Origin of the sequence: Polaromonas sp. YR568 (assembly GCF_943369675.1) — a bacterium.
GTDB lineage: Bacteria > Pseudomonadota > Gammaproteobacteria > Burkholderiales > Burkholderiaceae_C > Polaromonas.
In genome coordinates this window covers 57,370-75,175 of sequence record NZ_CALROB020000008.1, presented here as the reverse complement: position 1 = coordinate 75,175, position 17,806 = coordinate 57,370, and the positions used below count along the sequence as shown (strand labels likewise).

Annotated in this window: 20 protein-coding genes; 11 read left to right on the top strand and 9 right to left on the bottom strand. The window is 67.0% G+C overall.

Annotated features, from left to right (window positions below; translation table 11 throughout):
* Window position 1: 1 nt before the first annotated feature.
* The 7 genes from ACLV8F_RS05970 to ACLV8F_RS05940 form a co-directional block, all read right to left on the bottom strand.
* Entirely contained in the window at window positions 2-424 is a 423-nt protein-coding gene (locus ACLV8F_RS05970; protein WP_411883322.1) for a universal stress protein, read from the bottom strand.
* 33 nt (window positions 425-457) lie between these two features.
* The gene (locus ACLV8F_RS05965; protein WP_411883321.1) at window positions 458-901 is read right to left on the bottom strand and encodes a universal stress protein; all 444 of its coding nucleotides are present in this window, start codon (window positions 899-901) and stop codon (window positions 458-460) included.
* Between the two features lie 167 nt (window positions 902-1,068).
* A complete protein-coding gene (locus ACLV8F_RS05960) occupies window positions 1,069-1,437 on the bottom strand; it encodes a cytochrome C (protein WP_411883320.1) in 369 nt (122 codons plus the stop codon).
* Window positions 1,438-1,445: 8 nt separating this feature from the next.
* On the bottom strand, window positions 1,446-2,153 hold the full coding sequence (locus ACLV8F_RS05955) for a sensor histidine kinase (RefSeq protein WP_411883319.1): 708 nt from the start codon (window positions 2,151-2,153) through the stop codon (window positions 1,446-1,448).
* A 108-nt stretch (window positions 2,154-2,261) separates the two neighbouring features.
* Window positions 2,262-2,951, bottom strand: coding sequence for a VIT family protein (locus ACLV8F_RS05950; RefSeq protein WP_411883318.1), 690 nt, complete (start codon window positions 2,949-2,951; stop codon window positions 2,262-2,264).
* Window positions 2,948-3,532 carry a cytochrome b gene (locus ACLV8F_RS05945; protein ID WP_411883398.1) on the bottom strand — a complete coding sequence of 195 codons (585 nt, stop codon included), beginning with the start codon at window positions 3,530-3,532 and terminating at the stop codon, window positions 2,948-2,950. Before ACLV8F_RS05945 ends, ACLV8F_RS05950 begins: the two co-directional genes overlap by 4 nt.
* A gap of 35 nt (window positions 3,533-3,567) precedes the next feature.
* Window positions 3,568-6,426 carry a cation-translocating P-type ATPase gene (locus ACLV8F_RS05940; RefSeq protein WP_411883317.1) on the bottom strand — a complete coding sequence of 953 codons (2,859 nt, stop codon included), beginning with the start codon at window positions 6,424-6,426 and terminating at the stop codon, window positions 3,568-3,570.
* Window positions 6,427-6,692: 266 nt separating this feature from the next.
* Between ACLV8F_RS05940 and ACLV8F_RS05935 the strand changes: the two genes are divergently transcribed.
* The 11 genes from ACLV8F_RS05935 (at window position 6,693) to ACLV8F_RS05885 (ending at window position 16,456) form a co-directional block, all read left to right on the top strand.
* Window positions 6,693-8,978 carry a heavy metal translocating P-type ATPase gene (locus tag ACLV8F_RS05935; RefSeq protein WP_411883316.1) on the top strand — a complete coding sequence of 762 codons (2,286 nt, stop codon included), beginning with the start codon at window positions 6,693-6,695 and terminating at the stop codon, window positions 8,976-8,978.
* Window positions 8,979-9,116, top strand: coding sequence for a cbb3-type cytochrome oxidase assembly protein CcoS (gene ccoS, locus ACLV8F_RS05930; RefSeq protein ID WP_411879771.1), 138 nt, complete (start codon window positions 8,979-8,981; stop codon window positions 9,114-9,116).
* Between the two features lie 65 nt (window positions 9,117-9,181).
* Window positions 9,182-10,615, top strand: a complete 1,434-nt coding sequence (gene ccoN, locus ACLV8F_RS05925; protein ID WP_411883315.1) for a cytochrome-c oxidase, cbb3-type subunit I — start codon at window positions 9,182-9,184, stop codon at window positions 10,613-10,615.
* Between the two features lie 27 nt (window positions 10,616-10,642).
* Window positions 10,643-11,272: a cytochrome-c oxidase, cbb3-type subunit II gene (ccoO, locus tag ACLV8F_RS05920; protein WP_411883314.1), complete on the top strand. Its 630-nt coding sequence runs from the start codon at window positions 10,643-10,645 to the stop codon at window positions 11,270-11,272.
* A 12-nt stretch (window positions 11,273-11,284) separates the two neighbouring features.
* Window positions 11,285-11,422: a cbb3-type cytochrome oxidase subunit 3 gene (locus ACLV8F_RS05915; protein WP_411883313.1), complete on the top strand. Its 138-nt coding sequence runs from the start codon at window positions 11,285-11,287 to the stop codon at window positions 11,420-11,422.
* 60 nt (window positions 11,423-11,482) lie between these two features.
* Complete coding sequence (ccoP, locus tag ACLV8F_RS05910; RefSeq protein WP_411883312.1) at window positions 11,483-12,406, top strand: cytochrome-c oxidase, cbb3-type subunit III; 924 nt, start codon at window positions 11,483-11,485, stop codon at window positions 12,404-12,406.
* 7 nt (window positions 12,407-12,413) lie between these two features.
* Complete coding sequence (ccoG, locus tag ACLV8F_RS05905) at window positions 12,414-13,841, top strand: cytochrome c oxidase accessory protein CcoG (RefSeq protein WP_411883311.1); 1,428 nt, start codon at window positions 12,414-12,416, stop codon at window positions 13,839-13,841.
* A gap of 30 nt (window positions 13,842-13,871) precedes the next feature.
* Window positions 13,872-14,129: a nitrogen fixation protein FixH gene (locus ACLV8F_RS05900; protein WP_411883310.1), complete on the top strand. Its 258-nt coding sequence runs from the start codon at window positions 13,872-13,874 to the stop codon at window positions 14,127-14,129.
* A 46-nt stretch (window positions 14,130-14,175) separates the two neighbouring features.
* Window positions 14,176-14,448, top strand: a complete 273-nt coding sequence (locus ACLV8F_RS05895) for a hypothetical protein (RefSeq protein ID WP_411883309.1) — start codon at window positions 14,176-14,178, stop codon at window positions 14,446-14,448.
* 77 nt (window positions 14,449-14,525) lie between these two features.
* On the top strand, window positions 14,526-15,815 hold the full coding sequence (locus ACLV8F_RS05890; protein WP_411883308.1) for a PAS domain-containing sensor histidine kinase: 1,290 nt from the start codon (window positions 14,526-14,528) through the stop codon (window positions 15,813-15,815).
* Window positions 15,812-16,456, top strand: coding sequence for a response regulator (locus ACLV8F_RS05885; RefSeq protein ID WP_411883307.1), 645 nt, complete (start codon window positions 15,812-15,814; stop codon window positions 16,454-16,456). Before ACLV8F_RS05890 ends, ACLV8F_RS05885 begins: the two co-directional genes overlap by 4 nt.
* 166 nt (window positions 16,457-16,622) lie before the next feature.
* Here ACLV8F_RS05885 and ACLV8F_RS05880 read toward each other — a convergent pair whose 3' ends face one another.
* Window positions 16,623-17,405 carry an SDR family oxidoreductase gene (locus tag ACLV8F_RS05880; protein ID WP_411883306.1) on the bottom strand — a complete coding sequence of 261 codons (783 nt, stop codon included), beginning with the start codon at window positions 17,403-17,405 and terminating at the stop codon, window positions 16,623-16,625.
* Window positions 17,402-17,728, bottom strand: coding sequence for a nuclear transport factor 2 family protein (locus ACLV8F_RS05875; protein ID WP_411883305.1), 327 nt, complete (start codon window positions 17,726-17,728; stop codon window positions 17,402-17,404). Before ACLV8F_RS05875 ends, ACLV8F_RS05880 begins: the two co-directional genes overlap by 4 nt.
* Window positions 17,729-17,806: the final 78 nt, after the last annotated feature.

Here is a 17,806-nt window from a genome sequence, read left to right as displayed (position 1 = left end):
GCTACTTGACCAGCAGCACCGGCACGTCGACGTCGGCCACCACACGCTGGGCGACGCTGCCCAGCAGCGCGCGGCCCAGCAGGCCGTGGCCGTGGGTGCCCATGACCACCATGTGCACCTTTTCGCGTTTGGCCGCCTGCACGATCTGCAGGGCCGCCGAGCCGGCGACCCAGGAGGCGCTGAACGTGATGTTGTGGCGCTTGAGGAAGCGTTCTATGGGCAGCAGCACTTTTTCGGCCTCTTCCTGGTGCCAGGCGCGCACGGTGGCGGCGCCCAGCATGGTCTTGACGCGCGGGGAAACGGCCGGCTGCACATTGAGCACGACCAGTTCCGCGTCGGGGCCCATCAGGGTTTCATGGGTGGCGAGGAAGGCCAGGGCCTTTTTGGTGAATTTGCTGCCGTCGACGGCCAGAAGGACTCTCATGGTGTTCTCCGAAATGGTTGCTTGGGCGTGGATTCAGCGCAGGACAAGGACGGGAATGCCGCTGTGCGTGAGCACCTGCTGGGTCTCGCTGCCGAGCAGGATGCGCGACAGGCCCTTGCGGCCGTGCGAGGCCATGACGATCAGGTCGCACTTGTTCTTTTTGGCCGCGGCCATGATGGCGGTGGCGACCAGGTCGGACCTGGCGATCACGGCCTTGGCCTTGACACCCGCCGCTTCGGCGGATTTTTGGGCCGCGTCGGCGATGGCCTGGCCCTTGTCGGCCCAGTCTTTTTCGATGCGGCCCACGTCGTCCGGTGAAATGGACGCGCCGCCCTCGAAGTAGCTCATGGGATAACGCGGGACGACGTTGAGCACCACCAGGGCGGCCTCCAGGGAAGCCGCAAGGCCTGTGGCCTCCTTGACCGCTTTTTTCGAAAGCGTGGAGCCGTCGGTGGCAACAAGAATGCGCTTGTACATGGTGGGTTCTCCTGTGTTGGTTCATTGGCAGTCTAGAAGTGCCGCGGCCGCCCGGTCTTGATCCATGTCAAGGGCGCGGCACATGATGCCGGTCCTCCACGGCGGCGCCTGCGCAGAGGCCTTTCGCCGTGCGCAAGCCCGCGGCTGCCCGGAAGATCCCGGCGGCTTCAGCGCGCGGCGGAAATCCTCTGCGGCGGCGCGGGCAAGCCGGGTGCGGCGGGCGCAGTTCGCGGATACCGGTAAATCGTGTCATTGAGATAGCCGGCCACTTCGGCGATGTCCGCCTCGTCCCAGCGCAGCCCGGTATTGCCTTGCCACAGGCGAACCTGCAGCGTCAGGCTTTCCCAGTCATGGGCGCGCCGGTTGCTGCGCCAGTGCATCTGCGAGGTGTGGCAGGCAATGCAATGCGTCGTGTACAGCAACTCGCCGCGGCTGGGTGCCGGCGTCGTCTGGGCATGCGCCGCCAGGGCGGCGAGCGCCATGGCGGCCGGCACAAGGCAGCGGCGCGCAAACCTTGCCGGTGATAGCGATGCCATGGGAACCATCAATGCACCGCGACGCTGCTTAAGGGAAGGCGGGCCCGCAAGCGTGTTCCGCGGCCCGGCTGCGACTCCACGAGCAGCGTGCCGCCGCAGGCTTCAATGCGGTGTTTCATGCCGAGGAGGCCATGCCCGAAATTCTGGCCGGTGCCGGCGTTGAAGCCGACGCCGTCGTCCTGCACTTCAACCTGCACGCCATCATCGGCTGCAAGCACGGTGATGGAGGAACGGGAAGCGCCTGCATATTTGCCGATGTTCGTCAGCGCCTCCTCTGCAAGCCTGTAGACGGCGAGCTGTGCGGAAGCGGGCAGGGCAACCTCGCCCAATGTGGTCGTCACCTCGATCCCGGACGCCGAGGAAAAATCCTGCGCCAGCCGCGCGACGGCTTTGGCCAGCCCCTGTTTCAAAAGCAGCGGCGGCTCCAGGCCGTCGATGATCCGGCTCTTGAGCGTCATGGCCTGGTTCAGTATGTCCATCAGATGGTGGAGATGCCCGGAAGCCGCCGGCGAAATCCTGGCCAGCTCCGGCTGTATGCAGGCAATGTCAAGCTTGGCGCTCATCAGGAGGCTGCCAAGGGCATCGTGCAGCTCCCGCGCGAGATGCTCGCGCTCCTGGACGCGAACCTGTTCCTGGCAGCTTCGGCATACGGGCAATGGCAACGAAACCGGGTCGTGAGATCCATGGGAGGGTTTCATTCGTATTTCAGTCGCCATATGTGTACTTCCCTGGTTGTGTGGCTCGCTGGGGACTTCGCTTGCGCACAGCTATGACATCGTGTCACTCTGCGCGCCGCATCGGGGTGTGTCTGTTCGCCAGCGAACTTATACGGCTGCGCCGAACAGTGCGCCCACGCCGGCCGTAATGCCCATGGCCAGCGCGCCCCAGAAGGTCACGCGCCATGCGCCGGGCAGAACTGCCGCGCCGCCCGCCCGCGCGGCGGTCGCGCCCAGAAAAGCCAGAAATGCCAGGGAGCTTCCCGACACCCACCAGATCAGTGTGCCGCCGGGCGCCACCGCGGTGACGGCCAGCGGCAAGAGGGCGCCGCACGCAAAGCTGGCCGCCGACGCGAGCGCGGCCTGCAGGGGCCGGGCGGCCATGGTGTCGGAGATGCCCAGCTCGTCGCGCGCGTGCGATCCCAGGGCGTCGTGGGCCATGAGTTGCTCGGCAACCTGGCGGGCCAGCGCGGGGTCCAGCCCGCGCGCGACGTAGATGCCGGTGAGTTCGCGGTGTTCCGCCGTGGGGTCTTTTTCGAGTTCGGCGCGCTCGCGGGCCAGGTCGGCCTTCTCGGTATCGGACTGCGAGTGCACCGACACGTATTCACCCGCGGCCATCGACATCGCTCCGGCTACCAGCGCCGCCACGCCCGTCATCAGCACGTTGCCCTGCGTCGCGCTGGCCGCCGCGACACCCACGATCAGGCTGGCGGTCGATACGATGCCGTCATTCGCACCGAGGACGGCTGCGCGAAGCCAGCCTATGCGCGCGGTTCTGTGCCGTTCAATGTGTCTCATGCCTCGTCCTTCATTCCAGGAGAAAAGTTGAACCGGCGGCGGCCGGGGAGCATGCGGGCCAGTGTGTTGTCACGCAGCAGGTAGTGGTGGTACAGGGCGGCCAATGCATGCAGGCCCACGAGGAAGTAACCCGCCGTCGCCCCCGCTTCGTGGATCTCCTTGATCCAGCCGGCCGCGTTTTTGCTCTCAGCCATCAACGCGGGCAACTGCAGCCCGAAAAAAGGAATGGGCTGGCCGCGCGCGCTGAGGATCTGCCACCCGGCCAGGGGCATCCCGATCATCAGCAGATAAAGTCCCGCCTGCACCAGCCGGGACAGCCGGCTTTGCCAGAGCGGCGGCACCGGGTCTATGGGTGGGGCGCGATGCAGGAGATTGACCGCCAGGCGAAGCCAGGCCAGCACAAAGACGGACAGGCCCAGCATGTAGTGCCAGGTCCTCAGCCCGTTGCGCATGTCGCTGCCCTTGGGGAAGGCCTCACTGAGCTCCATGCACAGGTAGACCGCCGCCAGCAGGACCAGCATGAACCAGTGCAAGCCGATGGAGAGCGGGCTGTAGCGGTTTTCCGGGCGGGGTTTTGACATCATGGTGTTTCTCCGCTGTCGTTAAAGTGAAGTCTTCATTGCGGGCCGCCGGCCGCGGCGGTTCGCATTTGCGCACGCCGGCGCCATGCCCGGCCGGCCAGTTTGCGCAATTCGGCATGCCACAGGACCGTGCTGGCCATGGCGGCGCACAGCAGCCATTGATCAAACGTGAGGGGCACCGTGCCGAAAGCGTAGTTCAGAAACCCCAGGTTGACCACCGCAACCTGCAGGCCCAATGACAGGCCCAGCGCGGCCCACAGCCATGGGTTGGAGAAAAAGCGGCGAAACGCGGTGGCGGTTTCCGAGCGCGCGTTGAAGGCATTGAACAGGTGCGCCAGCACCAGCACGGTGAAGCCGGCGGTGCGGGCGACGGCCAGGTCCTGGCCGCCCTCGATCAGCCCGCCCGGCATCAGCATGTCCATGGTCAGCAGCGTGGCCACCGCGATGACGGCGCCGGTCTGCAGTATCCCCGACCACATGCGGCCATCGATCACGCGCGCATCGCGGGCGCGGGGCTTTCGCGCCATGACGTCGCCGACCGCGGGGTCTATGCCCATGGCCAGCGCCGGCCAGGAATCGGTAATGAGGTTGAGCCAGAGGATCTGCGTGGCCAGCAGGGGCAGGACCACCGCAACGCCGGGCGCTTGAAGCCCGATGACGCCTGCGCCCACCACACCCAGGAACACCGTCAGCACCTCACCCATGTTGGAGGACAGCAGGTAACGCAGGAATTTCCGGATGTTGTCAAAAATGCCGCGCCCTTCGCGCACCGCCTCCACGATGGTGGCGAAGTTGTCGTCGGCCAGGATCATGCGGGCGGCCTGCCGCGTCACTTCGGTGCCGGTCAGGCCCATCGCGATGCCGATGTCCGCGGACTTCAGCGCGGGGGCATCGTTGACGCCGTCGCCGGTCATGGCCACCACCTGGCCGTCGGCCTGCAGCGCATCCACGATGCGCAGCTTGTGCGCCGGCGCGACACGCGCATACACCGCCGTGCGGCGGACCGCGGCGGCAAACTCCGCATCGTCCAGACTGTCCATCTCAATGCCGGTCAGCGCGGGCGATTGCGCGCCGTGGATCCCGAGGTCCGCGGCAATGCGCAGCGCCGTGCGCGGGTGGTCGCCCGTGATCATGATGACGCGGATGCCGGCACGCTGGGCCTGGCGTATCGCGACGGCCGCTTCCTCGCGCGGCGGGTCCATCAGGCCGGCGGTGCCGACGTAGACCAGGTTTTCTTCCCGCGACGCGGATGCCGGGTCTTCAGCGGCGTGCAGTGGACGGAAGGCAACGGCCAGTGTGCGCAAGGCCGCATCCGAGAGGATGTCGACGTCGCGGAGCAGGGCGGCCTTGCGGGCGGCATCCATCTCCACGGTCGCCGCCCCCACCTTGACGTGGGTGCAGCGCTCGATCAGCACGTCCGGCGCGCCTTTGCTGATGAGCATGGCGGCGCCCCCGTGGTCATGGTCGCGCTCAATCACCGACATCATTTTCCGGTCGGAGGTGAACGGGATCTCCCTGATGCGCTCATAGCGGCCGGCGCGTGCCTGGAGCGCGGGGCCGAGCTTGCGCGCGGCGACCAGGAAAGCCGCCTCCGTGGCATCGCCCTGAATCCGCCAGACGCCGGCGGAGTCCTGCCGCAGGCCGGCATTGCCCGCAAGGCTGCCGCCCAGCAGCGCAAACGCCACCTCTTCCCGCAGCGGCCCGGCGGCAAGTTCGCTGCCGGCCTGCTCGAGGCGGCCTTCGGGCACATAACCCGCGCCTGTCACGTCCACCATGCCGGATGCCGTTGCGATGCGTTTCAGGGTCATTTCCGCGCGCGTCAGTGTGCCTGTCTTGTCGGAGCAGATGACGGACGCACATCCCAGGGTTTCGACGGACGACAGGTTTTTGATGATCGCCTTGTGCCTGGCCATGCGCTGCACCCCCATGGCCAGCACCACCGACAGGATGGCGGGCAGGCCTTCGGGAACGGCCGCCACCGCCAGCGCCACGCCGAGCAGCAGCACCGCAATGACGTCGCCGGCCGTGCGCAGCTCCGACAGCATCAGGATGGTGGCGACCACCACGGCGGCAATGATGAGCACCGCGATGCCGAGCACCCGGCCCAGCCGGGCCACTTCCCGCGTCAAGGGTGTGGGCGCTTCCGGGGTCGCCTCCAGCATGGCGGCGATCGCGCCCATTTCGGTGTCCATGCCGGTTGCCGTGACCACCGCCCGGCCCGTGCCCTGGGTGACGGCCGTGCCCCTGAAGACCATGTTCACGCGGTCGCCCAGCGCGGCCGGGGCCTGCAGCGCAGCGGTGCTTTTCAGCACGGCCACGCTTTCACCGGTCAGCGAGGCCTCGTGGACACGCAGGGCGGCGGCGGCCACCAGCCGCGCGTCGGCGCCCACCACGTCGCCTTCATTGAGGACCAGCAAATCGCCCGGCACCAGCGACGCCAGCGCCACCTTTTGCACGCGGCCGTCCCTCATCAGCGAAGAACTTGCCTGCGTGATTTTGGCCAGGGCCTCCACCGCGCTGCGCGCCTTGGCCTGCTGCACGTAGCCCAGCGCGGCATTGAGCAGGACGACGGCGGCAATCACCAGCGCGTCAATCGGCCAGCCGTGCCGGCCGTCCATGGCCCATGCGGCCAGGGAAATGGCAATGGCCGCCAGGAGCAAATAGATCAAGGGGTCCTGGAACTGCGAAAGAAAGCGCCGCCAGGCGCTCACGGGCGGCGCGGCGTTGAGGGTATTAGGCCCTTGCGCGCCAAGCCGCCGTGCCGCCTCGCCGGAAGAAAGGCCGCGCAACAGGTCCGCGCCCGTGCTGGCGGCGACGTCCTCGACCTCCCGCACCGACGGGTCGCCGGGTGTTTCGGGCTGCGGGCTTTGTCCAGCGGCGAGGGGAATTTTCATCGTTGTCTTTTTTGTCCGGTTTTGCCCAGGCGGCGGTAAACGGCAAGCCAGCCTGGAGGCGGCATTCGGCAGGTGCCAGTCTGGCGGCTTCGGAAGGTCCGCCGCTTGTCCTGGATCAAGGCGATGCCGTTTTGGCAAGCCGCGCCTTAGCCTTATCGCAAACATCCGCCCATCGGACTGTTCGATAACGCACGGACAGGCGCCGCACCCGCCCGGGCTTGATCCATGTCAAGGGCGCGGCGGGCCGTGCCGGCTAGCCTTGCGTCATGCAAACCGCCACCGCCCCGGCTCCCGCCGGCCTCCTGCCGCCCGCCGCCGCATGGGCCGCGATGGACGAGCCGGCCGAATGGGAAGGCTTCAGCCGGCCGGTGGCGGGGCGCGAGGGCTGGTGGGAGAGTTACCTGGCGATTGAAGGCATGCACTGCGCGGCCTGCGCGCTCACCGTCGAGGCGGCTTTGCGCAAGCTGCCGGGCGTGGACACGGTCCAGGTCAACGGCGTCACCGCCACGGCAAGGCTTCAATGGCAGCCGCAGGCCACGCGGCCTTCCGCCTGGATGGCGGCGCTGCGCCGGGCCGGCTACGGCGCCTTGCCGGCGGGCGATTTGCTGCTGGCCGGCCGCCGGGTTGATGCCCAGCGCCTGATGCTGTGGCGCTGGCTGGTGGCCGGCTTTTGCATGATGCAGGTCATGATGTATGCGGCGCCGGCCTACCTGTCGGCGCCCGGCGAGATCACGCCCGACATCCAGGCGCTGCTGGGCTGGGCCTCCTGGGTGCTGACCTTGCCGGTGCTGCTGTTTTCCTGCTGGCCGTTTTTCGCGGCGGCGCTGCGCGACGTGCGCGCCTTGCGCATCGGCATGGACGTGCCGGTGGCGCTGGGCGTGCTGATTGCCTTCGGGGCCAGCACCGCCGCGACTTTTGACCCGGCCAGTCCGTGGGGCGCGCATGCTTCGTATGACTCGGTGCCCATGTTTGTGTTTTTCCTGCTGTCGGGCCGCCTGCTGGAGCAGCGCCTGCGCGACCGCACCGCCGGCGCGCTCGAAGCGCTGATGCGCCGCCTGCCGGACAGCGTGGAGCGGCGGGAGGCCGACGGCAGTTTCCGCGCGGTCGCGGTGCGCCGCCTGGTCGCCGGTGACCTGGTGCGTGTGCTGCCGGGCCAGGCCTTTCCCGCCGACGGGGCAGTGGAGGGCGGCGAGGGCCGGGTCGACCAGTCGCTGCTGACGGGCGAGTCCAAGCCGCTGCTGCGGCGCGCGGGCGACGGCGTCATCGCCGGCAGCCACAACCTGACGGGCGTGCTGCTGGTGCGCGTGCAGCGTGTCGGCGCGCAAACGCGTTACGCCGAAATCGTCGCGCTGATGGAGCAGGCCTCGGTCGAAAAACCCGGCCTGGTGCAACTGGTGGACCGCATCGCCAGCCCTTTCCTGGCGATGGTGCTGCTGGCCGCCGCCGGCGCGGCCTGGTGGTGGTGGCCGTTGGGGCAGGCGCATGCGATGGCGGTCGCGGTGTCGGTGCTTATCGTGACCTGCCCCTGCGCCTTGTCGCTGGCCACGCCGGCGGCCATGCTGGCCGGCGTGGGCGCGCTGGCGCGGCGCGGCGTGCTGGTGCGCAAGCTGCAGGCGCTGGAAAGCTGCGCCGGTGTCGACACCGTGGTTTTCGACAAGACCGGCACGCTGACGGAAGACCGCATGGACGTGGTCATGGCCCATGTGCCCGCGGGTGTGGACCGCGACGAGGTGTGCGGCATGGCCGGCGCGCTGGCCAGCCACTCGCTGCACCCGGTGTCGCGCGCCATCGCCATGCGCTTCCCCGAGCCGGGCTGGGTGGCCAGCGAGGTGGAGGAGGTCGCCGGCCGGGGCCTGCGCGGCAAGGTCGCGCGGCTGGACGGCAGCGGCGCGCGCTACCTTTACCTGGGCTCGGCCTCTTTCTGCCGCGCGCCCGTGCCGGGCCGCGACGTGCCGGTGCTGCGGGCGCACCTGTCCGACGGCGGACATTATTTGGCCGGCTTCGAGCTGGATGAAGCCATGCGGCCCGACGCGGCCCAGGCCGTGGCCGCGCTGCTCAAGCTCGGCCTCCGCGTGCAGCTGCTTTCGGGTGACACCGGCAGCGCCGTGGCGCACCTGGCGCGCCGGGCCGGCATTGAATGGTGCTTTGCCGAATGCACGCCCGAGGCCAAGCTGGAACATGTTCGCGGCCTGCAGCGCGAGGGCCACCGCGTCCTGATGGTGGGCGACGGCATGAACGACGGGCCGGTGCTGGCGCTGGCCGACGTGTCCATGGCCATGGGTCAGGCCGTGCCGCTGGCCCAGGCGAAGGCGGACTTCATCATGACCGGCAACCGGCTGCTCACCGTGGCGGATGTGCTCGCGCAGGCGCGGCGCACGCGGGCGGTGGTGCGGCAGAACCTGCTGTGGGCGGCGCTCTACAACGCCACCTGCGTGCCGCTGGCCATCCTGGGTTTCATGCCGACCTGGCTGGCCGGCTTCGGCATGGCGGCGAGTTCGTTGCTGGTGGTGGCCAATTCGGCGCGGCTGGCGCACGCCATACGAGAGCACTGAATGGACATCCTGTTTTTACTGATCCCGCTGTCCGTCGTGCTGGCGCTGCTCATCCTCGGAGGGCTGGGCTGGGCCGTGTGGCGCGGGCAGTTCGAGGCGCTGGAGCAGGAAGGCGAGCGCATTCTTCACGATGATTGACCTGTATCAAGTGCCGCGCCGCCCGCCGCGCCGACACTTTGAAGCATCTAGACAAAAGGTGCTTCATGAACGAAGAAACGACACGAGGGGTCGCTTACCACGACACGGTGGTTCGCCAGTTTTCACTGGCAGCCGTGCTCTGGGGCGTGGTGGGCATGCTGGTGGGCCTGTTCATCGCCGCCCAGCTGGCCTGGCCTGAACTGAACTTCGGCATCCCCTGGCTCAGCTACGGCCGGCTCAGGCCGCTGCACACCAACGCGGTGATCTTCGCCTTCGGCGGCTGCGCGCTGATAGGCAGCAGCTACTACGTGGTCCAGCGCACCAGCAGCGTGCCGCTGTTCGCGCCGCGGCTGGCCGCCTTCACCTTCTGGGGCTGGCAACTGGTCATCCTGGCCGCCGCGATCAGCCTGCCGCTGGGCTACACCACCGGCAAGGAATACGCCGAACTCGAATGGCCCATCGACATCCTGATCACGCTGGTCTGGGTTTCGTACGCCATCGTCTTCTTCGGCACGCTGGGAACCCGCAAGGTCAGGCACATCTACGTGGCCAACTGGTTTTACGGCGCCTTCATCCTGGCGGTGGCGGTGCTGCACGTGGTCAACAGCGCGGAGATCCCGGCCGGCTGGATGAAATCGTATTCCGCCTATGCCGGTGTGCAGGACGCCATGGTGCAGTGGTGGTACGGCCACAACGCCGTCGGCTTCTTCCTGACGGCGGGCTTCCTGGGCATGATGTATTACTTCATCCCCAAGCAGGCGGAGCGGCCGGTCTACAGCTACCGCCTGTCCATCGTCCACTTCTGGGCGCTGATCTTCACCTATATGTGGGCCGGCCCGCACCACCTGCACTACACCGCCTTGCCCGACTGGACGCAATCGGTGGGCATGGTGTTCTCGCTGATCCTGCTGGCGCCCAGCTGGGGCGGCATGATCAACGGCGTGATGACCCTCTCGGGCGCCTGGCACAAACTGCGCGAGGATCCCATCCTGCGTTTCCTGATCGTGTCGCTGTCCTTCTACGGCATGAGCACCTTCGAGGGCCCGCTGATGTCCATCAAGACCGTCAACGCGCTGTCGCACTACACGGACTGGACCGTCGGCCACGTGCATTCGGGCGCACTGGGCTGGGTGGGGCTGATTTCCATGGGCACGCTGTATTACCTGATCCCGCGCCTGTTCGGGCAGAAGCAGATGTACTCGGTGCGTGCCATCGAGGTGCATTTCTGGACGGCCACCGTGGGCATCGTGCTCTACATCGCGGCCATGTGGATCGCCGGCGTGATGCAGGGACTGATGTGGCGCGCCATCAACGCCGACGGAACCCTGACCTACACCTTTGTGGAAGCCGTCAAGGCCACCTATCCCTTCTACGTGGTGCGCTTTTTCGGCGGGCTGCTGTACCTGGGCGGCATGGTGCTGATGGCCTGGAACGTATGCATGACCGTGGCCAAGGGCCGGCCGGTGCGGGTGCAGGTTCCGGTGCTGGCCCACGCCTGACACGAGTCAAAAAAAGAAAGCCATCCCATGAAAGACGACAAGACACCCGCCGCCGGCTTCTCGCACGAGAAGATAGAGACCAACAACTTCCTGATGATCATCCTGATCCTGCTGGTGATCGCCGTGGGCGGCCTGGTGGAGATCGTGCCGCTGTTCTTCCAGAAGTCGACCACCATGCCGCTCGAGGGCGTCAAGCCCTACGGCGCGCTGCAGCTGGCCGGCCGCGACATCTACCTGCGGGAAGGCTGCTACAACTGCCACTCGCAGATGATCCGGCCCTTCCGCGCCGAGACGCTGCGCTACGGGCACTACTCGGTGGCCGGCGAGTTTGTCTACGACCACCCCTTCCAGTGGGGCAGCAAGCGCACCGGCCCCGACCTGCACCGTGTGGGCGGAAAGTACACCGACGAATGGCACCGCATCCACCTGAACAACCCGCGCGACGTGGTGCCCGAATCCAACATGCCGGCCTACAGCTGGCTGGAGAAAACCGCCGTCAACCCGGCCGACATGGCGCCGCGCATGACCGCACTGCGCAGGGTAGGGGTGCCGTACACCGACGCCGAAATCGCCGAAGCCGCGGCCGTGGTGAAGGGCAAGACGGAGATGGATGCGCTCGTGGCGTATCTGCAGATCATGGGCAAAGCCCTGAAATAAAGGAGAACCCCCATGGACGTCAACACGCTGCGCATCATCGCCACCTTGCTGTGCTTTGCCACCTTCATCGGCCTGATGGTGTGGGCCTATTCCGGCCGCAACCGCAAGCGCTTTGAAGAGGACGCAAAGATTCCCTTCCTTCAGGACTAGCGCGATGCCAAGCCTCCTAAACGCTCCCTTCTTCTTTTCACAACACATCGGGTGTGGCGTATGAGCGATTTCACCGACAACTTCTGGTCCTGGTATGTGGCCGCGCTGACCTTGCTCGGCATCGTCGGCGCGCTGGTGCTGCTGTGGGCCACGGCCCGCAAAAAAATAGTGCCGAGCAGCGACAACACGACGGGCCACGTCTGGGACGAAGACCTGCGCGAATCCAACAACCCCATGCCGCGCTGGTGGATGTGGCTGTTCGTGATCAGCGTGGTCTACTCCCTGCTCTACCTGGTGGCCTACCCGGGCCTGGGCGCCTACCAGGGCGAAATGGGCTGGAGCACGCGCGGTGAATACGACGCGGCCATGGCCAAGGCGGACAAGGAACTGGCGCCGCTGTACGCCCAGTTCACCGGCCAGGGCGCGGAGCAGCTTGCCGGCGACGCCAATGCGATGGCGGTGGGCGAGCGCCTCTTCATGAACAACTGCGCCCAGTGCCACGGCTCGGACGCGCGCGGCAGCAAGGGCTTTCCGAACCTGGCCGACAAGGACTGGCTGCACGGCGGCTCGGCCGACAAGATCAAGGAAACCCTGACCGGCGGCCGCAAGGGCCAGATGCCGCCCATGGCCGCGGCTGTCGGCACGCCCGACGACGTGCGCAACGTGGCGCAGTACGTGCTGAGCCTGTCGGGCGGCCCGCACGATTCGGTGCGCGCGCAACTCGGCAAGTCCAAGTTCACCGCCTGCGCGGCCTGCCACGGCATCGACGGCAAGGGCAATACCTTGCTGGGCGCGCCCAACCTGGCCGACGACATCTGGCTGCACGGCTGGGGCGAGCAGGCCATCGTCGACATCGTCAACAAGGGCAAGACCAACGAGATGCCCGCGCAGGCCGGCAAGCTCACGGAAGCGCAGATCCACGTGTTGACGGCTTACATCTGGGGCCTGTCCAACAAGCCCGCACCCGCCGCGGCGAAACTCTGAGGCGATAGTGACCCAGCCCGCCTTGCGCAAAACCATCCCCATCGTGCCGGCTGCGGCACCGGTGGCGGAGTCGCTGTATGAGGCGCAAAAGAAGATCTACCCGCGCTCGGTGAGCGGCCTGTTCGCGCGCTGGCGCTGGGCCTTTGTCATCCTGACCCAGCTGTTTTTCTACGGCCTGCCGTGGCTGCAGTGGGGCGAGCGCCAGGCCGTGCTGTTCGACCTGGGCGCGCGGCGTTTTTACCTGCTGGGCTATGTGCTGTATCCGCAGGACTTCATTTACCTGACCGGCCTGCTGGTGGCCAGCGCCTTGTCGCTGTTCCTGTTCACGGCGGTGGCCGGCCGGCTGTGGTGCGGCTTTGCCTGCCCGCAGACGGTGTACACCGAAATCTTCCTGTGGATAGAACGCAAGGTGGAAGGCGACCGCACGGCCAGGCTGCGGCTGGACGGCGCGCCGTTTTCACTCGAGAAGCTGGTCAAGAAGTGGTTCAAGCACATCCTCTGGATAGGCGTGGCCATGTGGACCGGCTTTACCTTCGTCGCCTACTTCGTGCCGGCGCGCGAGCTGATCATGCAGTTCCTGCAGACGCAGATGGGCGGCTGGGAAATCTTCTGGGTGCTGTTCTACGGCTTCGCCACCTACGGCAACGCCGGCTTCCTGCGCGAGCAGGTGTGCAAATACATGTGCCCCTATGCGCGCTTTCAGAGCGCGATGTTCGACAAGGACACGCTGATCGTGAGCTACGACCCGGCGCGCGGCGAACCGCGCGGCGCCCGCTCGCGCCAGGCCGACCCGGCCGCGCTGTCGCTGGGCGCCTGCGTCGACTGCACGCTGTGCGTGCAGGTCTGCCCGACCGGCATAGACATCCGCGAAGGCCTGCAGTACGAGTGCATAGGCTGCGCCGCCTGCGTCGACGTGTGCGACGGCGTGATGGACAAGATGGGCTATGCGCGTGGCCTGATCCGCTTCACCACGCAGAACGCGCTGGCGGGGAAATGGCACGCTTCGCGCATGCTGCGCCAGGTGCTGCGCCCGCGCGTGCTGGTCTACACGGCGCTGCTGGGCGTGCTGTGCCTGGCGCTGTTGTGGAGCCTGGTGGCGCGCATGCCGCTGAAGGTGGACGTGGTGCGCGACCGCGGCGCGCTCTCGCGCATCGTGGCCGGCGGGCGGCTGGAAAACGTCTACCGGCTACAGGTCATGAATGCCACGGAGCAGCCGCAGCGCTACCGCATTGCGGCGGCCGGCCTCGAAGGCCTTGCCGTGGCGTCCGAAGCGGAGGTCACGGTCGGCCCCACCGAATCGCGCTGGGTCGCGGTGCGGCTGCAGATTCCCTACGGTTCGGCCGTGCCCGGCTCCCATCCCATCGTGTTCCGCGTCGCCGATGAAAGCGGGCGCGCCCATGTCGAAGAAAAATCCGTGTTCCTTGTTCCGCGATAAATCGCGATGAGTCGCGATGAAAGGCCTCCCATGACAAGCATTCCCACCCAAGCTTCTCCCTGGTGGAAGCACGGCCACGTCTGGCTGGTGATTTCCGGGCCCGCCGTGGTGGTCGTGGCCAGCATGGTGACGGGCTTCCTCGCCGTCAAGTATGCGGATGAGGTCATAGGCGGCCAGCAGCCCGCGCGGGCATCGAAGCCTTTGGTGCTGAGCCAGCCAAGGGCGCTGGCCCCGGCGCTGGAAGGACGCAACCACGCGGCCACGCCGGACAAGACGGCAAGTCCTTGATCCGCCGTCACGCCCCTCACGCCCGCAAGCGCAAAAAGGAGACCCTATGGTAATTTCAGCCAACAAGATCCTGGGCATCGCCTGGCCCGCCTTTCTGTCGGCCTGCCTGCTGGAACTGCTGCTGTTCGGGCTGTTCGACCCCGAGGAAATGCTGCGCTACGGCCAGCCCGCGGGACTGTCCCGGCTGGCGTTGCAGACGGCCGCCTTTTTTGTGTTCTGGCTGGCCTGCGCGGCCTCCAGCGCCTTGACGGTGCTGCTGATGGGGCCTGTGCCCGGGCCTTCGCACCGGCAGCAGGCGGCCGCCGCGCAAGAGGAGTGATGCCGGCCTTCATGCGCCGGTTTTCGCAAAAAGGGCAGGGCGGTAAGATCGGGCACCCACTCCCCGGTCCTCGCCCCATGTCCCTTTTCCCCCACGTCGGTGATACGGTGCCCAGGCGCCGGCGCTCGGCGGCCATCGTCCTGGCCGTGATGGCGACCCTGACGCTGCTGGCCGCCTTCAATCTGGTACACAGCCCGCACTCGCTGCCCGGCCTGCAACTGGTGGCGGCGCTGGCCGCCCTGACCTGCGGCATCGCCTGGCTGCTGGCAGGGCGCGACGCGGCGCGGGACCGCGCCGGCAAACAGGCCCTGGAGGGCGCCGACGCCAGGCTGTCCGGCCTGCTGGATTCCGCCATGGACGCCATCATCACCGTGGACAGCGAGCAGCACGTGATCCTCTACAACAAGGCTGCCGAAAAAATCTTCGGCTGGCCCACGCGCGAGATGCTGGGCCAGCCGCTCACGCGCCTGATTCCCCGGCGCCACCAGGCCGCGCACGGCGGGCAGCTCAGAAGCTTCGGCCAGACCGGCATCACCTCCAGGCGCATGGGGGACGGCACGGTGCTCTACGGGCTCAGGGCCAGCGGCGAGGAGTTCCCGCTGGAAGCCTCGATCTCGCAACTCGACACCGCGCACGGCAAGCTTTACACCGTCATCCTGCGCGACGTGACCGAGCGCGTGCGCGCCGGCGAGGAACTGAGCGCCTTCGCCTCGGCCGCCCACGCCATCCGCGAAAGCGAAAAAACCCGCATCGCGCGCGAACTGCACGACGAACTCGCGCAGTCGCTGACGGCGATCAAGATGGACGCCACCTGGATACGCGAGGCCATGCCCGCCGATGCCGGCGCGGTGCGCGCCAAGCTCGACGACATGCTGGGCCTGCTGGACACCACCGTCGCCGCCACGCGCCGCATCGCCTCGGACCTGCGGCCGCTGCTGCTGGACGACCTGGGCCTGGTGCCGGCCATCCAGTGGCTGACCCACAATTTCAGCCAGCGCCACGGCGTGCCGTGCCGGCTGTCGCTGGACGAAGAGGTCGAACTGGCCGAGCCCTATGCCACGGCGGTGTTCCGCATCGTGCAGGAATCGCTGGTGAACGTGGCCAAACACGCGGGCGCGTCGCAAGTCGACGTGCGAATCGAAAGAACCGCCGCGGGCGTGGTGCTGGAGGTGGCCGACGACGGCGCCGGCTTTGCGGCGGAAGCGCCGCGCAAGGCAAGTTCGCTGGGCCTCATGGGCCTGCGCGAGCGGGCCCGGCTGCTGCAGGGCACGGTGGACATAGACACGGCGCCGGGCCGGGGCACCCGCATACGGGTCAGCATCCCGGTGCCCGAAACCAGCGATACCGAAACAGGGGACATGACGTGACGCGGATTGTGATTGCCGACGACCATTCCATCGTGCGCGAGGGACTCAAGCGCATCGTGTCGTCCATTGACGGCATGCAAGTCATGGGCGAGGCCGGCAACGGCACGGAGGTGATGCAGCGCGTGCGCGAGCTGGACTTCGACGTGCTGCTGCTGGACCTCTCCATGCCCGGCCGCAGCGGCATGGAGCTGATCAAGCTGATACGCGCCGAAAAGCCGCAGCTGCGCATCCTGGTGCTGAGCATGCACCAGGAACTGCAGTACGCCGTGCGCGCCATCAAGAACGGCGCCAGCGGTTACCTGACCAAGGAAAGCGCGCCGGCCCAGCTGGAACAGGCCATACGCAAGGTGGCGTCGGGCGGCGCCTTCATCAGCGCCGAGGTGGCCGAGCAACTGGCGCTGGGCGCCATGCCCGGCAGCCAGGCCGTGCCGCACGAAGGCCTTTCCAACCGCGAGTTTGAAGTGCTGCAACTGCTGGTGGCCGGCATTTCCCTGACGGACATAGGGACGCGGCTGAACCTGTCGGTCAAGACCGTCAGCACCCACAAGACCAACCTCATGCAGAAAATGGGCCTGCAAAACCAGAGCGAACTGATCCGCTATGCGATCAAGCACGGCCTGGCCGAGCCGCTGGATCCCTGAATGGCATCAATGACGCCGATAACGCCAATGATGCCAATGACATCACTGGCGTCCACGGCGCCGATAGCGTAAAAGCGTTTAGGGCCTGTTAACACTACCGGGCCCTACAAGCTCTGGCGAGCGGCAAGCCCCGGGATCGCCGTGGCTCGCCGGTTGCGGCCGTTGGCTACAAGGTGGGAACGGTGCCGCCGTCTATCCGATACTCGGACCCTGCGATCGAAGCGGATCGCGGGGAGGCCAGGAAGGCGATCAAATCGGCTACCTCGTGCGGTTTGGCGGGGCGGCCCACCGGAATTCCTCCCAGCCAATCCATGACGATTTTCTTGCCGCCTTCGTAGTCGGTCCCGGCCTCTGCGCCCATCCGCTCCGCAAACACTACGGAAGCCTCGGTCTCAATCCAGCCCGGCGCAACGCTCAGCACGCGAACTCCCTTTGGCGTCACCTCTCTTGCCAGCGATTTGCTGTACGTTGTGAGGGCACCCTTGGCCGCGGCGTAGGCGGTCGTCGACTGATGCAGAGGAAGAACGCGCTGGATGGAGCTGACGTGGATGATGACGCCGGAGCCCTGGGCCAGCATCGCCGGCAGCAGCGCACGATCCAGGCGTACTGCCGGCATCAGGTTCAGGTTCAGCTCGGCGAACCAGTGCTCATCACTGATCGCGGCGAAACCGCCGCCGGGAGTCTTTGAGCCGCCGAGCACGTTGATCAGGATGTCGGCGCCGCCCCAATCCTGCAGGATGGTCTGGGCCAGGTGACTCACGCCTTGCGCCGTCGACAGGTCGGCAGCGACGTAGGTGACCCCCTCCACCGGCTGCGCCGGCGCAGTGCGTGCGGATGTCGCCACCCGTGCGCCGGCCTCCACCAGGGTCTTCACGACCGCGGCGCCAAGGCCCAGCGTGCCGCCGGTGACCACTGCCCGCAGGCCTTTGAGTTGAAGGTCGAAGCTCATGCCGTGATCTCCAGCGATGCGATCAGGCCGCGTTCAAGGCGAAAGCGGTAGGACAGAACGATCGGGCTGCCAGGGAAGTTACCGGTGACTGTGGCGCGGACGAGCTGCAAGCCGTCCTCCCGCTCGATGTCGAACGGCACGCTCGTCGCGCTGTACCTGGCCGATGCCTCGGCTATAAAGACCTTGATGGCATCGACGCCCGTGTAAGTGTGGCCGTCATCTTTCAAAACCGCTTGCGGCGTGAAGCAATGTGCCAAAGCTTCAGGACTGTGCTCGGCCGCGAAGTACGCGGCAATCGGCTCAGGAAGGGTCGAGAGGTTCATGTTGGGGGCTCCATGTGGTTGGTGAAGGCCTTAGGATGCGCGCCAAAGTGAATTTAGTGAATACTCTAGAATTTGGAT

Bases quoted from the DNA above. Each gene is read 5' to 3' on its own strand.
- ACLV8F_RS05915 (WP_411883313.1), top strand. From the start codon at position 11,285: ATGGACGTCAACACGCTGCGCATCATCGCCACCTTGCTGTGCTTTGCC.
- ccoS (WP_411879771.1), top strand. From the start codon at position 8,979: ATGGACATCCTGTTTTTACTGATCCCGCTGTCCGTCGTGCTGGCGCTG.
- ccoP (WP_411883312.1), top strand. From the start codon at position 11,483: ATGAGCGATTTCACCGACAACTTCTGGTCCTGGTATGTGGCCGCGCTG.
- ACLV8F_RS05890 (WP_411883308.1), top strand. From the start codon at position 14,526: ATGTCCCTTTTCCCCCACGTCGGTGATACGGTGCCCAGGCGCCGGCGC.
- ACLV8F_RS05950 (WP_411883318.1), bottom strand. From the start codon at position 2,951: ATGAGACACATTGAACGGCACAGAACCGCGCGCATAGGCTGGCTTCGC.
- ACLV8F_RS05965 (WP_411883321.1), bottom strand. From the start codon at position 901: ATGTACAAGCGCATTCTTGTTGCCACCGACGGCTCCACGCTTTCGAAA.
- ACLV8F_RS05895 (WP_411883309.1), top strand. From the start codon at position 14,176: ATGGTAATTTCAGCCAACAAGATCCTGGGCATCGCCTGGCCCGCCTTT.
- ACLV8F_RS05970 (WP_411883322.1), bottom strand. From the start codon at position 424: ATGAGAGTCCTTCTGGCCGTCGACGGCAGCAAATTCACCAAAAAGGCC.
- ACLV8F_RS05945 (WP_411883398.1), bottom strand. From the start codon at position 3,532: ATGTCAAAACCCCGCCCGGAAAACCGCTACAGCCCGCTCTCCATCGGC.
- ACLV8F_RS05900 (WP_411883310.1), top strand. From the start codon at position 13,872: ATGACAAGCATTCCCACCCAAGCTTCTCCCTGGTGGAAGCACGGCCAC.
- ACLV8F_RS05955 (WP_411883319.1), bottom strand. From the start codon at position 2,153: ATGGCGACTGAAATACGAATGAAACCCTCCCATGGATCTCACGACCCG.
- ACLV8F_RS05880 (WP_411883306.1), bottom strand. From the start codon at position 17,405: ATGAGCTTCGACCTTCAACTCAAAGGCCTGCGGGCAGTGGTCACCGGC.
- ACLV8F_RS05875 (WP_411883305.1), bottom strand. From the start codon at position 17,728: ATGAACCTCTCGACCCTTCCTGAGCCGATTGCCGCGTACTTCGCGGCC.
- ACLV8F_RS05940 (WP_411883317.1), bottom strand. From the start codon at position 6,426: ATGAAAATTCCCCTCGCCGCTGGACAAAGCCCGCAGCCCGAAACACCC.
- ACLV8F_RS05960 (WP_411883320.1), bottom strand. From the start codon at position 1,437: ATGGCATCGCTATCACCGGCAAGGTTTGCGCGCCGCTGCCTTGTGCCG.
- ccoO (WP_411883314.1), top strand. From the start codon at position 10,643: ATGAAAGACGACAAGACACCCGCCGCCGGCTTCTCGCACGAGAAGATA.
- ACLV8F_RS05935 (WP_411883316.1), top strand. From the start codon at position 6,693: ATGCAAACCGCCACCGCCCCGGCTCCCGCCGGCCTCCTGCCGCCCGCC.
- ccoN (WP_411883315.1), top strand. From the start codon at position 9,182: ATGAACGAAGAAACGACACGAGGGGTCGCTTACCACGACACGGTGGTT.